A 14,545-nucleotide genomic window follows, 5' to 3' on the forward strand; every position below is an offset into this window, starting at 1 on the left:
GCCCCCCGTATCCCCCGTCCCCCCGCCGCAGCAGGGGGCGGGTGCCGGTGTGGCCGGGGGGACGGGGGAGGCGCGTCGTGAAGGACGTGAGGGGCAGGGCCCGGCACCGGCGGAGCGGTCCCGGGCCCCCGCCGGTCCTGAACGCCTCACCCGGGCCGAGGAGCGTATGCTGCAGGCCCTGCGCCAGCGGGACCGGGAGGTGCGCACCCACGAGCAGGCCCACATGGCCGCCGGCGGCGGCCTGGTCAACGGCGGGGCCACCTATTCCTACCAGCAGGGCCCCGATGGCCGCCGCTATGCCGTGGGCGGCGAGGTCTCCATCGACACCTCCCGGCCCGCGGATCCCGAGGAGGCCATCCGCAAGGCCCGGCAGATCGCCCGCGCCGCCCTGGCCCCGGCCGAGCCCTCCGGGCAGGACTACCGCGTGGCGGCCCGGGCCCGCCTCATGGAGGCCGAGGCGCGGCGGGACCTCCAGGCCATGGAGAGGGGGGACGCCGGCAACGGGGAAGGGGGCCGGACCCAGGACGGTGACAGGGGACGGGAGGCCGCCGGACCGGAGGCCGCGGCGCGGGGCGTGAGGGAGCGCCTGGAACGGCTCTTTGCCCAGGTGGATCGCCCCGCGGCCGCCACCCGCTTCCGCGCCCTGGCCTGAGGTGCGCGCCCCGGCCCGGTGTGGGGGATCCTCCCCGCATCAGGCTGGCCATCGTCCCATCGGTGGTCTATGCCAGGGGTGCCGGCAGGGTCGGAGTGCTCTCATCACCCACCGTGCAAAGGGAGATGTGCCATGGATACGATCCAGTACGCGGGCCTCACCGTGGAATGCGTCACCGGCGATATCGCCGCACAGCCGGACCTGGAGGCCGTGGTCAATGCCGCCAACGCCTGGTTGCGCCCCGGCGGTGGCGTGGCCGGGGCCCTGCATCGGGCCGCCGGGCCGGAACTGGCCGCGGCCTGCGCCCCGCTGGCCCCCATCCGCCCGGGGCAGGCGGTGATCACGGCCGGATTCCGCCTGCCCAACACCCATGTCATCCACTGCCTGGGCCCCGTCCACGGCCGGGATCACCCCGCCGACGCCTTGCTGGCGGAGTGTCACCGCAACGCCCTGCATCTGGCCGAGGAGGCGGGCATCCCCTCCCTGGGTTTCCCCGCCCTGTCCACCGGGGCCTTCGGTTTTCCGCTGCAACAGGCGGCGGACATTGCTGTCAGCACGGTGCTGGAGATGGCGCCGGGCCTGCGCTCGCTGCGGCGGGTGCGTTTCGTGCTGCGCAGGGAGGCCGACCGGGCCGTGTTCGCGGCGGCCCTGGGGCAGTGGTCGGGGACGGAGGGGAGCGATCCCCCACAAACATGACCCATGCCATGGACTGAGGGATGGGGCGCGGGGAGACTGGCCGGAGCCAGGGCCCGGGTCCGCGTACCGCGAAAAGGGCCGCAGCGGAACACCTCTCGAGGGACGCAGCGATGCTGGAAATCAGGATCCATGGCCGGGGCGGGCAGGGCAACGTGGTGGCCGCCTACCTGCTGGCCTCGGCGGCCATCGGCGACGGCCGCCACGCCCAGGCGTTCCCCGCCTTCGGGGCCGAGCGCCGCGGGGCCCCGGTGGCCGCCTTCGTGCGCATCGGAGAGACCCCCATCCGGCGGCGTTGCCAGGTGCGCCATCCAGGTTTTCTCGTCGTCCAGGACCCGTCTCTGCTGGAGGTCCCCGGTACCCTGGCGGGGCTGCGCCCCGGGGGCGGCATCCTGGCCGACGGTGCCAAGCCCGGTGTGGCCGGGCGCGACGGCGGCGAGATCGTCACCCTGCCCGCCACCCGCCTGGCCCTGGAACACATCGGTCGCCCCGTCCCCAACACGGCCCTGCTGGCGGCCTTTCTCACGCTCACCGGGTTGATGCCCCTCTCCGCCCTGATCCATGCCCTGGAGGCCCGCTTCAGCGGGCCGGTGCTGGAGAAGAACCGCATCCTGGTGGAGACGGCCGCCGCCCAGGTGGAATCCGGACGCTGGAAGGAGGTGGTCCATGGCGTTGCCGCTTGAGGGGTCCCAGGCCCTGGCCCGGACCGTGGCCCTGTGCCGGCCGCAGGTGGTCTCGGCCTATCCCATCACCCCCCAGACCCACATCGTCGAGGGCATCGCCCGGCTGGTGGCCGACGGCCAGCTGGAGTGCGAGATGGTGAGCGTGGAGAGCGAGCACTCCGCCGCCTCCGTGGCCCTGGGGGCCGCCGCCGCCGGTTCCCGGGCCTATACCGCCAGCGCCTCCCAGGGGATCCTGCTCATGTCCGAGGTGCTCTTTGATATCGCAGGCATGCGGGTGCCCCTGGTGATGACCTGCGCCAACCGTGCCGTCTCCGCCCCCCTGAGCATCTGGAACGACCACCAGGACGCCATGGCCGTGCGCGACGCGGGCTGGATCCAGCTCTACTGCGCCAGCAACCAGGAGGCGGTGGACACCACCGTACAGGCCTTCCGCATCGCCGAGCACTGCAGCCTGCCGGTGATGGTCTGCGTCGACGGCTTCACCCTGACCCATACCCTGGAACCCCTGGAGCTGCCGGATCAGGCCCAGGTGGATGATTACCTGCCCGCCTACCGCTTCGCCCACGGCCTGGACCCGGACGCGCCCCGCAGCCTGGGGACCCTGGTGACCCCGGAGCACTTCACCGAGGCGCGCCTGGGCCATCACGCCGCCCTGCAACGGGCCCTGGGGGCGATCGAGGCGGCGGACGCCGACTGGGCGGCGGTCTCGGGGCGGGGCTGCGGCGGCCTGTTGGAGGTGCGCGGGGACCCGCAGGCGCGCACGGGGATCCTGGTCATGGGCTCGGTGCTGGGCACCCTGGAGGATGCCATGGACGCGGATCCCCGGGGACGTCGCGTGCGTTTCCTCAAGCTGCGCAGCTTCCGCCCCTTCCCGGCCGAGGCCCTGCGCCGGGCCTGTCAGGGCCTGGATACCCTCATCGTGCTGGACCGGGCCCTGTCCCCCGGCAGCGGCGGCATCGTGGGCCCGGAGGTGAAGGCGGCCCTCATGGACATGACCGACCCGCCCCGGGTGCACAACCTGGCCGCCGGCCTGGGCGGCCGCGACCTGCCCCTGGACCTGTACGGCCGCCTGCTGGAGGCCGTGGAGGGGGCGGAGGCGCCCCTGCCCTTCACCCTCATCGACGCCGACCCCCTGCTGTTGCCGGAGGCGGACCGTCCCGGTGCCCCACTGCCGGAGGAGGCCCCATGAGTGCCGAAGAAGCCCATCCGCACCTGGAGACCCTGCGGGGGCATCAGCCCCGTTTCCGCGGCCTGGAGGCGGGCCACCGGGCCTGCCAGGGCTGCGGCGAGGCCCTGGCGGCGCGCCTGGTGACCGAGGCCGCCGGCCCTGATGTCATGGTGGCCAATGCCACCGGCTGCCTGGAGGTCTTCACCACCCCCTGGCCCCAGTCCGCCTGGCGCCTGCCCTGGATCCATTCCGTATTCGGCAACGCCGCCGCCGTGGCCGCCGGCATGGAGGCCGCCCTGAAACAGCAGGGCCGCCGTACCCGGGTGCTGGCCTTCGCCGGCGACGGGGGCACCTTCGACATCGGCTTCCAGGCCCTGTCCGGGATGATGGAGCGGGGCCACGATGTGCTCTTCGTCTGCTTCGACAACGAGGCCTATATGAACACCGGCGTGCAGCGCTCCGGGTCCACCCCCCACGCGGCCATGACCAACACCTCGCCCCCGGGCACGGCACGCATGGGCAAGCGGCATATGAAGAAGGACATCCTCGCCATTATCGCCGCCCACCGCATCCCCTACGCCGCCACCGCCTCGGTGGCCTATCCCTCGGATCTGCGCAAGAAGGTGCGCCGGGCCATGGACACCGGGGGACCCGTTTTCCTGCAGGTGCACAGCCCCTGTCCCCTGGGCTGGGGGCACGACAGCGACCTCACCGTGCAGGTGGCCCGGCTGGCGGTGCAGACCGGGCTCTTCCCGCTGGTGGAGATGGAGCGGGGGGAGCTCATTGGCACCCTGCCCATCCGCGAGGTCCGGCCGGTGGCCGATTACCTGCGGCTGCAGCAGCGTTTCCGGCATCTCTTTGCGGGGGATTTCCGCGCCGAGAAGGAGCTGGAGCACCTGCAGGCCATCGCCGACCGCAACATCGAGCGTTTCGAGCTGCGGGGTACCGGCAAGGAGCGTTACGACACGGAGGGGGCAGACACCGTGCATCGCGGTGGCGACCGTTGGGCCTGAACCCGAGACAGCGAACCCGGATGAACAGACCATGACCCAGATCCCACCCGGCGCCTTTGCCCAACCCGGCACCTCCCTGGAATTCAGGACCGGCTCCTGGCGGGTGCAACGCCCCGTGCACCGGCACCGGGCGGCCCCCTGCCATGCCGCCTGTCCGGCGGGGGAGGACGCCCAGGCCTATCTCGCCCGGGTGGAGGTGGGGGACCTGCAGGGTGCCTGGGAGACCCTGGTGTCCGCCAATCCCCTGCCCGCCATCACCGGCCGGGTGTGCCCCCATCCCTGCGAGACGGCCTGCAATCGCGGCCAGTACGACGAAGCCATCGGCATCCACGCCGTGGAACGCTTCCTGGGGGACGAGGCCCTGCGCCGGGAATGGCCGTATCCCGTCGCCGCCCCGGCCGCCGATGCCCCCCGGGTCGCCGTGGTGGGGGCGGGACCCGCCGGCCTGGCCGCCGCCTATCACCTGCTGCGCGGCGGCTGCCGCGTGACCCTGGTGGAGGCCCTGGCGGCCGCCGGCGGGACGGTGCGCACCGCCATCCCCCGCTATCGCCTTCCCCTGGACACCCTGGAGGTGGAGACGGCCCGCCTGCTGGCCCTGCCGGGCCTGGATTTTCACCCCCATACGCAGCTGGGGCGGGATGTCTCCCTGGAGGAGCTGCGCTCGGAACACGCCGCCCTGTTCCTGGCCCCCGGGCGGCGCAAGGGGCGGGAGTGGAACGCCGATTTCGCCATCCCCGGCGATCTGCACACGGGGCTGCACCTGCTGGAGACCTGGGTGGCCGAGGGCACCCTGCCGGATCATCCGGGGGCGGTGGCCATCGTCGGCGGCGGCAACACCGCCGTGGACCTGTCCCGGGTCCTGCGCCGCCAGGGGGTGCCCTCGGTGCATCTGGTCACCCATCAGCGCATCCCGGCCCCCGGTGTCCCCGCCGAGGACGCCATGCGCGCCAACCCCCGGGAGGTGGCGCAGGCGGTGGAGGAGGGGGTCACCATCCATGAGCACCGGGGGGTGCGCCGCCTCATCCTCCGGGGCGAGCGGGTGGTGGGCATGGAACTGGTGCACATGAAGAAACTGCCGGATGCCGATGGCCGGCTGCAGCGGGTGGCTTTCGAGGGCACGGAGACGGTGCTGCACGTGGACCATGTCATCCCCGCCATCGGTCAGGAGGTGGACCCGGCCGGTTTCGAGGCCCTGGTGGAGCGGGGGCGGATCCCTGTGGACCCCTGGTGGGGACGGGTGCAGGGACAGACCCATCTCTTTGCCGGCGGGGACGCCCGCGGCGATCACGGCAGCGTCAGCGAGGCGGTGGGGGACGGCCGCCGCGCCGCTCTGGGTATCCTGGCCGTGCTGGCGGGGGAGGCCCTGGAGGCGCCGGTGCCCCCCGAGCCCGTGCCCTTCTCTGATCTCAATCTGCACTACTTCGAGCCGGCTCCGGCGGCCCGGGAGCCGGTGCTGCCGCCCCAGGAACGCCGGGGGCTGGAGGAGGTGGAAGGCGGGCTCGACCTCCACGGGGTGCGCCACGAGGCCCACCGCTGCCTCTCCTGCGGCGAGTGTCTGGCCTGCGACAACTGCTGGACCCTGTGTCCCGACCAGGCGGTGCTCAAGACCCGGGAGCGGGCGGCCGACGGCAGCCACTACGTCTTCGACTACGACTATTGCAAGGGCTGCGGCATCTGCGCCCGGGAATGCCCCACGGGATACATCCGCATGGAGTCCTGATAAGCTATAGGGAGCCGGTGGCCGTTGTCCCCCGGCGAAGGCGGTCCTGCGCATCCCAAGGCGTCTCTCCGCCCGGTCCGCAGAGCAAGGGGAACATCGCATGGGGGGTATGGTCCCCGGGCTGCGCGCCCAGTTCATCCTGATCCTTTTCCTGGTCTTTACCCTGACGCTGATTCCCGTGGGGGTGATCGGCGGGTCCTTGCTGGAGGCGGTCCGCCAGCACTTCGGCGCCGCCTTCGCGGAACATTTCACGGCCCTGCACCGGGAACGGATCCTCTCTCCCATCACCCGCGACCTGGCCCTCTCGCGCCGTCTGGCCGAATCCGAGGTGACCCGGCGCTGGCTCCTGGATCCGCAAGACGAGGCCAGGCGGCGGCTCTTCTTCGCCGAGGCGGCGGGGTATCGCCGTGCCTTCCGCGACCGGACCCTGTTCGTCATCCATGCCGACAGCCGGGCCTACTACTACAACGATCCGCAAACCCCCTACAGCAGGCAGCCGCGCTACATCCTGGATCCGGAAACCCCCAAGGATGGCTGGTTCTTCCACACCCTGGCCCAGGAGGCCCCCTATAACATCAACGTGAATCCGGATCCCGAGCTGGGCACCACCCGGGTCTGGATCAACGTCTTGGTGACCGACGGTGAGCGGCGCCTGGGTCTGGCGGGCACGGGGCTCGATCTGGGGGGCTTTCTGGACGCCTTCATCCATCGCAGTCCCGAGGGGGTGACCCCCATGGTCCTGGATGCCGCGGGGGCGATCCAGGCCCATCCGGACCGGACCCTGATCAGCTTCGGTTCCACCACGGACGTGGCGGAGGAGATCCACACCCTGCCGGAGCTGCTGGATGATCCGGCCGGGGCCGGCGCCCTGGAGGGGGCCATGGCCCGGGCCCGCAGCGATCCGGGCCGGGTTCTGCAGGTTCCGGCGCACCTGGAGGGGCGCCCCCATGTCCTGGCCCTGTCCTATATCCCCGAGTTGCAGTGGTTTGTGGTCAGTGCCGTGGATCTGGGGATGGTGCCCCTGATCCAGGCGGCCTGGGTGCGCTGGGGGCTGCTGGCGACCGGGGTCCTGTTCCTGTTCCTCTTCATGGCCCTGGGGCTGGCCGTGGACCGCACGGTGCTGCGGCGGCTGCGACACCTGCAGCGTTCCACCCTGGCCGTCTCCCAGGGCCGGTATGACCTGGACCTGCCCCGGGACCGGCAGGACGAGATCGGCGACCTTACCCGGGCCTTCCAGAGCATGGCGGATCAGGTCCGGCGCTATACCGATGACCTGGAATCCCGGGTGCAGGAACGGACCGCCCGTCTGCGCCAGGCCAACCGGGAGATGGCCCTGGCCCAGCGCCAGATCCAGGATTCCATCGAATACGCCTGCCTGATCCAGCGGGCGATCCTGCCCGATCAGGCCCTGAAGGCCTGGCACGGCGGCGAGTATTTTGTCCTCTGGCGCCCCAGGGACGGCGTGGGGGGTGACTTTTACCTGTTCCAGGCCCATGATGAAAAGGCCCTTCTGGGGGTGGTGGACTGTGCCGGACATGGTGTCCCCGGGGCCCTGATGACCATGCTGGCCCGGGCCGTCCTGGACGGGGCCGTGCAGCGCTGCGGCATGGACTCGCCGGCGGCCGTCCTCACCCACGCCGATGGGGTCCTGCGGGAGATGTTCCCGGAGGATCCGGCGCATCCCGGGTTGGCCACCTACATGGATGCGGGCCTGGTGCTGGTGGACCGAAACCGGGGGATCGTGCGCCATGCCGGGGCCCGCATCGGCCTGTTGCACTCGGATGGCCACGACCTGGGCAGGCTGGATGCGGACCGGCGCGCCCTGGGGGACCGGCGCCGGGGATCCTTTCGTGACCGGGATCTGGAACTGGACCCGGCCAGGACCTACTATCTGGTCTCGGACGGTTATGTGGATCAGGCCGGTGGCGAACATGGCTATGGCATGGGCCGGAGCCATTTCCGATCCCTGATCCTGGAACACGCGAAGGCCCCCCTGCAGGTGCAGGCGGAGGCCTTTGAAAGGGCCCTGACAGACTACATGGGGACACATCCGCAGCGGGACGATGTCACGCTCCTGGCCTTCCGGGTGCGCCTCCGGGACGGCGCGGCACTGTCCCTGGGCCCTGGATCCTGAAGACAGCACGGGGTATCGGTCATGCCGGACATCGATCTCTATGGACTGCGCAGCCAGTTCTCGCGGGAGCATATCCTGCTTTGTTTCAACGGGCCCATCTCCCGCAGCCTCATCGAGGAGATCGGCAACGCCCTGCGCAATCACCTGGAGGCGGATCGGGTGCAGCCGGGGGCGGCCATGGATGTCTTTGGCATCTACATCGAACTGACCCAGAACATCCGCCACTACGTCACCCGCATGGGCTACAGCGAGCAGGACGGGGCGGCCACCGTGGTGGTGGGTCGGGACGGGCAGGGCCGGTACGTGGTCCTGGCGGGCAATCTCGTGGAGCGGGAGGACGGGGCGACCCTCAAGGCCCGGGTGGAGGAACTGGCCGCCATGGACAAGCCGGCCCTCAAGGCGGCCTACAAGGCCCAGCTGCGTCAGCCCAAGGAGGAGGGCGCCCTCACCGGGGCGGGTCTGGGGCTGACGGATGTGGCGAGGAAATCCGTGGAGCCCCTGCAGGCCCATGTCTCGGAGGTGAACGAAGATGGCCGTGTCTTCTTCAGCCTGCGTGCCGTTGTCTGAACCCCAATCCGGATCAAGCATCGTCATGGCTTCACTGATCAACGACCTGGAGATTCAAGGCACCCAGTCCACCCCGGTGGTGACCAGCGACTGGTCCCGGGGATGCCTGCAGATGGAAGGCAACTCCTATCCCGAAAATTCCTTCGAGTTCTTCTCCGGGATCTTCTCCTGGATCGAGCGGTATCTGGACGAGGGGGCGGAGCCCCTGTGCCTGGAGCTGGCCCTGATCTACATGAACACCAGCAGCGTCAAGGCCATGATGGACATCTTTGACCTGATGGAGGAGGCCCACGGCAGGGGCAGGGAGGTCCGGGTGAGGTGGTATTTCGATCCCCGCAATGAGCGGGTCATGGAGATGGCCGAGGAGTTTCGCGAGGACTACACCTTCTCCTTCGACATCCTGCCCCGGGAAGGCTGATGGCCGCTGCCCACCAGGAACCCGCCATGAGCGCCGGTGACCCGGATCTGCTGGACCGGGTGCGGCGCGTCCTGGAGGACCCGGTCCACCGGGAGAACCCCCTCCTGCCCCTGCTGGCGGAGTTGCACCACTACGCCGGCGTTCAGGATCAGCGCATGGAACGGCTGCTGCGTATTGCCGATGGCTATCAGTTCCTGCAGCACGAGCAGAGCCTGACCCTGGCGGAACGCTGCGAGAAACAACTGCGCCGCACCGAGAAGCTCGCCCGCATCTCGGACCGCTACCAGCGGGAACTGCTGGAGTTGACCGAGAGCCTGCGCGAGGCGGCCAACAAGGACCCGCTCACGGGGCTGGCCAACCGCCGCTATCTCATGGAGCGTATCCGGGATGAGATCCAGCGGGCCCGGCGCCAGGGGAGTGCCCTGGGGATCTGCATCATGGATGTGGATCATTTCAAGCAGATCAACGACCGTTTCGGTCATGAAACGGGCGACCAGGCCCTATGCCGCATCGCCGCCGTGGTACAGGACAGCGTGCGCAGCTACGACGTCTACGGGCGCTGGGGCGGGGAGGAGTTCCTGCTGATCCTGCCCCAGACGGCGACTGAGGAGGCCCTGGGGGTGATCCAGCGGGTCCGCAGTTGCATCAACGGGATCCATGTACCCCAGGGAAAAGCCGCAGGGATGTTGCTGTCGGCCAGTTTCGGTCTGACCACCCTCCGTGCCGGGGAGGAGGATCCCGATATCCTGCTGAAGCGGGCGGACCAGGCCCTGTTTCGGGCCAAGGACGCGGGACGCAACCGGGTCGAGCAGGGGTGAACGCCATCCCGCGGCCGGTGAGGTCCTTGTCGGCATGCGGCAGCGCAACGAGGGGATCATGCCCAGGATCGACATCGACGCCTTCTACCGCCACTCCCTGGAGAGCCATGGCGCCACCGCCGAGGGGGTGCAGTGGCGTTCGGCGCGGACCCAGCGGCTGCGTTTCGACATCCTGCGCCGCCTGCTGCCGGGGGATCTTTCCCCCCTGGTGGTGGCGGATGCCGGCTGCGGCCTGGCGGATTTCCATGCCTATCTGGCCCAGAACGGGGAGCTGCCCGCGCGGTACATCGGTCTTGAGATGGTGGAGCCACTCATCCGCCAGGCCCGGCCGGGGGCGCATGTGGAGCGCTGTGACGTGCTCCATGATCCGCTGCCGACAGCGGATTACTACGTCTGCAGCGGCGCCATGAACAACCTCACCCGGGAGGAGACGGACCGCTTCATCCGCCACTGCCTGCAGGCCGCCTCCCGGGGGTTTGTCTTCAACCTGCTCAAGGGACGGCCCCGGCATTCCATGTTCAACTACTTCCTGCCCCGGGAGATCCGGGCCCTGGGGGAGGATCTGGGGGTGCGGGTGGAGATCGTGGAGGGCTATCTGGAAAACGATTTCACCGCGGCCTTCCTCCATCCCCTGGGGAAGGGGGATGGGAATCCTGATCTGCATCAGTGATCCGGTGCGGATCAGCGCAGGCCCTGGCCGTGGGTCGTCCCCTGGGTAATAATCCCTGGGGCTTATTCTAGGGGGACCCCGATGCCGCTTCCCGACCCTGTCCCGACTACCACGGTGTCCGTGCCCGGACCCGTCCCGGAACGGACGGCCCGGGCCTACCGGCGTTCCGGCAACACCCTGGCCAACCGCGTGACCCGCCAGATGGCGCTCCATCCGGAATTGCCCCGGTTCCTGGGTGGGCGTCCCCGCTGGCTGCTGGACGTGAATCATTTCCAGCACGCCGGTTTTATGGCGGAGGTCTTGTACAGCGGCGATCGCACCCTGCTGGAGCGCACGCTCCCCTGGGTCTATGCCGCCTATATTCACCAGGGGGTGCATCCGGACTATTTCCAGGCCGAACTGGAGGCCTGGATGCGGGTGATCCCGGAGGTGCTGGCCCCGGAGGACGCCGGGGCCGTCCTGCCCTGGTACCGCTGGATGCTCGCCCGCCACGGGCAGACGCTGCAGGAGGCCTTGCACCGGGAGGCGGAGCAGATGCCGGTGCCCCCCGGGCTGGAAGCGGATCATGACTTTCTCCTGGAGCGCCTGCTGCAGGGGGATCACGATGCGGTCCTGGCCCGCTGCCGCCAGTTCAGGACCCAGGGCATGGGCTATCACCGGCTCATGCAGGATCTCTTCTACCCCGTCATGGTGGAGGTGGGGGCCCGCTGGGAGAGGGGGCACATCACGGTGGATATGGAGCACCAGATCACCGCCATGGTGTACCGCATCCTCTCCACCCTCTACTGCGACCAATCCTTCCCCGAGGCCAACCGCGGTCGGGCCGTGGTTTCTCCGGTATCCAACGAGTTCCACGAGATGGGGGCCTGGATGCTGGCCTGCGCCCTGGAACTGGAGGGGTGGGATGTGACCCTGCTGTCCGCCGACTGTCCGCCGGAGCGGCTGGTGGCCACGGTGCGGGCCCAGCAGCCGCATTTTCTGGCCCTGTCGGTGACCCTGGTGGTCAATGTGGAGGAGGCCCGCCGGGCGATCGCCGGTGTGCGCGACCTGCCGGAAGCGGCCGGGATGCCGATTGTGGTCGGTGGCCGGGCCTTCCTCGAGGCCCCCGCCCTGGGGGAGAAGGTGGGTGCGGACCGGATCCTGGAGGATTGTGACGCCGCGGTACGCTGGGCCCGGACCCTGGAGCCGGGACGCGCGGCATGAACCGGCCATCCATCACCTCGTTGCATGCGGTGAGCCAGGACTGGGCCCGGGCCCTGTATGACTATGTCATGGACTCCGGCCGTCTCCTGGTGCTGGAGGTGGATCCCGGACCGCGCCGTATCGTGCACGCCAACGTGGCCTTCCGTTCCCGCTTCGCCGGGTTCGCGGATGTGCGCGGACAGTCCCTGGACCGTTTCCTGGATGGGGAGGAGGACCTGCTGGATCTGCCGGTCCCCGGGGACGGGGACCGGCCCATGGCCCGGCTGGTGCACACCCTGTTAGGGGGGGAGGCCTGCCTCTTTCATGCCTATCCCCTGGAGACCCGGGTCCTGCTCATCGGCGAGGTGGTGGAGGGGGCCGACCACGAAGTGGTGGGGCGTATGGGCAACCTGGCCCTGGATATGTCCCGTCTGGTGCGGGACCTGCGCAAGGCCAATCAGGCCCTGGCCCGGGCCAATGCCCTCAACGAGCAGCTGGCCCGCACCGATGCCCTCACCGGACTGGCCAACCGCGGATATTTCATGGAACGCCTCGCGGCCGGGGTGGCCCAGGCCCACAGCCGGGGGCATCGCCTGTCCGTGGTCATGGTGGATCTGGATCACTTCAAGGAAGTGAACGACCGCTATGGCCATGCGGCGGGGGATGCCGTGCTGGTGGCCCTGGCGGGGCTGCTGCGAGAGGTGGTGCGGGCCTCGGATCTGAGCGGACGCCTGGGGGGTGAGGAGTTCGGTATCTTCCTCTTCGACAGCGACGGCGATACGGCCCTCGCCGTGGCCGAGCGGGTGCGCGCGGGCCTTGCCCGGCAACGCCCCCTGGAGGGGGATTATCGCCCCTCGGCCAGCCTGGGGGTGGCGGAACTGTCCCCGGGGGAGGCGGACGGGGACCTGATGCGCCGGGCCGATGCGGCCCTCTACGCGGCCAAGGGGCAGGGCCGCGACCGGGTGGTCCTGGCCCCGCCCCCCGGCTGACCCCCATCGTCAGGCCTCCCCCAGACCGGGATTGCCCGCCACCCCCCGCAGCCGGGGCTGGTTGAGATGGCGGATGGCCACGTTGCGGTGATCCCGCAGGTAGTCCGCCACCACGTCCCAGATGCGCCGTCCGGTGTCCCCCGCCGGATGTTCCTGGACGCTGGCCCAGCCCGCCACCACGTAGTTGCGGTCCGGGTCCAGGGGTTTGCCATTGAGTTCCAGGTCGGTGATGCGCTCGCCCATCTCCCGGGTGGGATCGATGCTGTAGCGCAGGCCGCCCACCCGCACCATGTCCCCGCCCTGCTGGTAGAAGGGGTCCTTGTTAAAGAGGTTGTCGGCCACGTCCTCCAGGATCTGCCGGATCCTGCGCCCGCTCATCTCGTTGCGGGTGACGGCCGGATAGGTGAGGGCGGTGTGATCCATGACGTGCTCGAAGGTGATGGGCATCCCCGGCAATACGGTGGTGCCCCAGCGGAAACCCGGTGAGAAGGCGATCTCGGCGTCCACCTGCTCCATGAGGGCATCGCAGATGAGCTGGTCGAAGGTGCCGTTGAAATTCCCCCGGCGGTAGAGCAGGTCCTCGCTCACCGCCAGTTCCTCGCCGAGGCGCTCTTCCATGGGGAAGGTCTCGCCCTCGAAGGTGACCTGCTGCTGGCGCATCTCCCGGATGTAGGCGGCCATCTCCCGGTCGGGATCGATGAGCTCGGAGAACACCGGCAGCAGGCGGTATTGGTAGCCGCGGATGGCCCCGTCGCGAAAGTCCAGGTCCAGCACCCCCAGGAACTTGCCGTTGGAGCCGCCGTTGGTCACCAGGCAGGTGCCGCCGGAGGGGGTCTTCACCGGCAGGGGGGCGGGTACGGCATCGTGGGTGTGCCCTCCGAGGATGGCGTCGATGCCGTCCACCTGCCGCGCCAGTTCAATGTCCACGTCCATGCCGTTATGGGAGAGCAGCACCACCACCTCGGCCCCCTCGCGCCGCGCCTGACGCACCGTCTCCTGCATCTCTCCGGCGCGGATACCGAAGGACCACTGCGGCACCAGATGCCGTGGATTGGCGATGGGGGTGTAGGGGAAGGACTGGCCGATGACGGCCACCTGGACGCCGTTCACCTCGCGGATGACATAGGGGCGGAAGATGCGATCGCCCCAGTCCTTGTCCATCACGTTCTGGGCGACGAAGTCGATGCGACCGGCGTAGTCGTTCTCCACCACCTGCCGCACCCGGTCGGCCCCGAAGGTGTATTCCCAGTGGCCCGTCATCACGTCCACCCCCAGGCGCAGCTGGGCGTCCACCATGTCCTGGCCCCGGGTCCACAGGCCGGTGGCCGAACCGCCCCCCCAGGTATCCCCGCCGTCCAGCAGCAGGGCGCCGGGGCGTTGCTCGCGCATGCGCTTCACCAGGGTGGCCAGGTGGGCGAAGCCCCCCACGCGGCCATAGGTCTCGGCCATACGGGTGTAGTCCAGATGGGTGTAGGCATGGGCGTGCAGGCTGGGATGGTCGATGCCGTAGTACTTCAACAGGTGTTCGCCCACCAGATGGGGTGGACGACCGTCCATCTCCCCCACCCCCAGGTTGACGTGGGGCTCCCGGAAGTACAGCGGCAGCAGTTGTCCGTGGCAGTCCGTGAAGTGCAGCAGGGAGACATTGCCCCCGGGCGGCACCTCGTAGGGGTCCGTGGGGATGCGCGCGGCCCGGGCCGGGCGGGCCCCCGGAAGGGTGAAACCGGCGGCGCCCGCCGCCGCCAGCACCTGCAGGAATTCTCGGCGGGTCAGATTCATGGCATTCCTCTGCACGGGGTGGATGTCGGCGGGGTGGGGCAGTGGGCCGGTGCGGGGGA

Annotated in this window: 14 protein-coding genes; 13 read left to right on the plus strand and 1 reads right to left on the minus strand. The window is 69.9% G+C overall.

Going from position 1 to position 14,545, the window contains the following annotated elements:
• The 13 genes from CKO33_RS12595 to CKO33_RS12655 all read left to right on the plus strand — a co-directional run.
• Positions 1–652: putative metalloprotease CJM1_0395 family protein (locus CKO33_RS12595; RefSeq protein WP_274600767.1), on the plus strand; the 652-nt coding region annotated here is incomplete at its 5' end.
• A 132-nt stretch (positions 653–784) separates the two neighbouring features.
• Positions 785–1,348 (plus strand): macro domain-containing protein, encoded by a 564-nt coding sequence (locus CKO33_RS12600; protein WP_200182583.1) that lies wholly within the window; start codon positions 785–787, stop codon positions 1,346–1,348.
• A gap of 110 nt (positions 1,349–1,458) precedes the next feature.
• On the plus strand, positions 1,459–2,028 hold the full coding sequence (locus CKO33_RS12605; protein WP_200182584.1) for a 2-oxoacid:acceptor oxidoreductase family protein: 570 nt from the start codon (positions 1,459–1,461) through the stop codon (positions 2,026–2,028).
• A complete protein-coding gene (gene porA, locus CKO33_RS12610; RefSeq protein WP_200182585.1) occupies positions 2,012–3,217 on the plus strand; it encodes a pyruvate ferredoxin oxidoreductase in 1,206 nt (401 codons plus the stop codon). The genes CKO33_RS12605 and porA overlap by 17 nt, the downstream gene beginning before the upstream one ends.
• Positions 3,214–4,209, plus strand: coding sequence for a thiamine pyrophosphate-dependent enzyme (locus CKO33_RS12615; RefSeq protein ID WP_200182586.1), 996 nt, complete (start codon positions 3,214–3,216; stop codon positions 4,207–4,209). Before porA ends, CKO33_RS12615 begins: the two co-directional genes overlap by 4 nt.
• 31 nt (positions 4,210–4,240) lie before the next feature.
• On the plus strand, positions 4,241–5,929 hold the full coding sequence (locus CKO33_RS12620) for an FAD-dependent oxidoreductase (protein ID WP_200182587.1): 1,689 nt from the start codon (positions 4,241–4,243) through the stop codon (positions 5,927–5,929).
• 100 nt (positions 5,930–6,029) lie between these two features.
• Complete coding sequence (siaA, locus tag CKO33_RS12625) at positions 6,030–8,063, plus strand: biofilm regulation protein phosphatase SiaA (RefSeq protein ID WP_207146550.1); 2,034 nt, start codon at positions 6,030–6,032, stop codon at positions 8,061–8,063.
• Between the two features lie 21 nt (positions 8,064–8,084).
• The gene (gene siaB, locus CKO33_RS12630) at positions 8,085–8,630 is read left to right on the plus strand and encodes a biofilm regulation protein kinase SiaB (protein ID WP_200182588.1); all 546 of its coding nucleotides are present in this window, start codon (positions 8,085–8,087) and stop codon (positions 8,628–8,630) included.
• A gap of 25 nt (positions 8,631–8,655) precedes the next feature.
• The gene (gene siaC, locus CKO33_RS12635; protein WP_207146551.1) at positions 8,656–9,048 is read left to right on the plus strand and encodes a biofilm regulation phosphoprotein SiaC; all 393 of its coding nucleotides are present in this window, start codon (positions 8,656–8,658) and stop codon (positions 9,046–9,048) included.
• On the plus strand, positions 9,048–9,866 hold the full coding sequence (gene siaD / locus CKO33_RS12640; protein WP_200182589.1) for a biofilm regulation diguanylate cyclase SiaD: 819 nt from the start codon (positions 9,048–9,050) through the stop codon (positions 9,864–9,866). The genes siaC and siaD overlap by 1 nt, the downstream gene beginning before the upstream one ends.
• Before the next feature lie 58 nt (positions 9,867–9,924).
• Entirely contained in the window at positions 9,925–10,536 is a 612-nt protein-coding gene (locus CKO33_RS12645; RefSeq protein WP_200182590.1) for a class I SAM-dependent methyltransferase, read from the plus strand.
• Positions 10,537–10,656: 120 nt separating this feature from the next.
• Positions 10,657–11,739: a cobalamin B12-binding domain-containing protein gene (locus tag CKO33_RS12650; protein ID WP_338081788.1), complete on the plus strand. Its 1,083-nt coding sequence runs from the start codon at positions 10,657–10,659 to the stop codon at positions 11,737–11,739.
• The gene (locus CKO33_RS12655; RefSeq protein WP_200182592.1) at positions 11,736–12,707 is read left to right on the plus strand and encodes a GGDEF domain-containing protein; all 972 of its coding nucleotides are present in this window, start codon (positions 11,736–11,738) and stop codon (positions 12,705–12,707) included. The genes CKO33_RS12650 and CKO33_RS12655 overlap by 4 nt, the downstream gene beginning before the upstream one ends.
• Positions 12,708–12,716: 9 nt before the next feature.
• On the opposite strand, the gene soxB is transcribed toward CKO33_RS12655, so the two are convergent.
• Positions 12,717–14,486 (minus strand): thiosulfohydrolase SoxB, encoded by a 1,770-nt coding sequence (gene soxB / locus CKO33_RS12660; RefSeq protein WP_200182593.1) that lies wholly within the window; start codon positions 14,484–14,486, stop codon positions 12,717–12,719.
• Positions 14,487–14,545: the final 59 nt, after the last annotated feature.

It is taken from the genome of Ectothiorhodospira mobilis (genome assembly GCF_016584115.1).
Classification (GTDB): Bacteria; Pseudomonadota; Gammaproteobacteria; order Ectothiorhodospirales; family Ectothiorhodospiraceae; genus Ectothiorhodospira; species Ectothiorhodospira mobilis.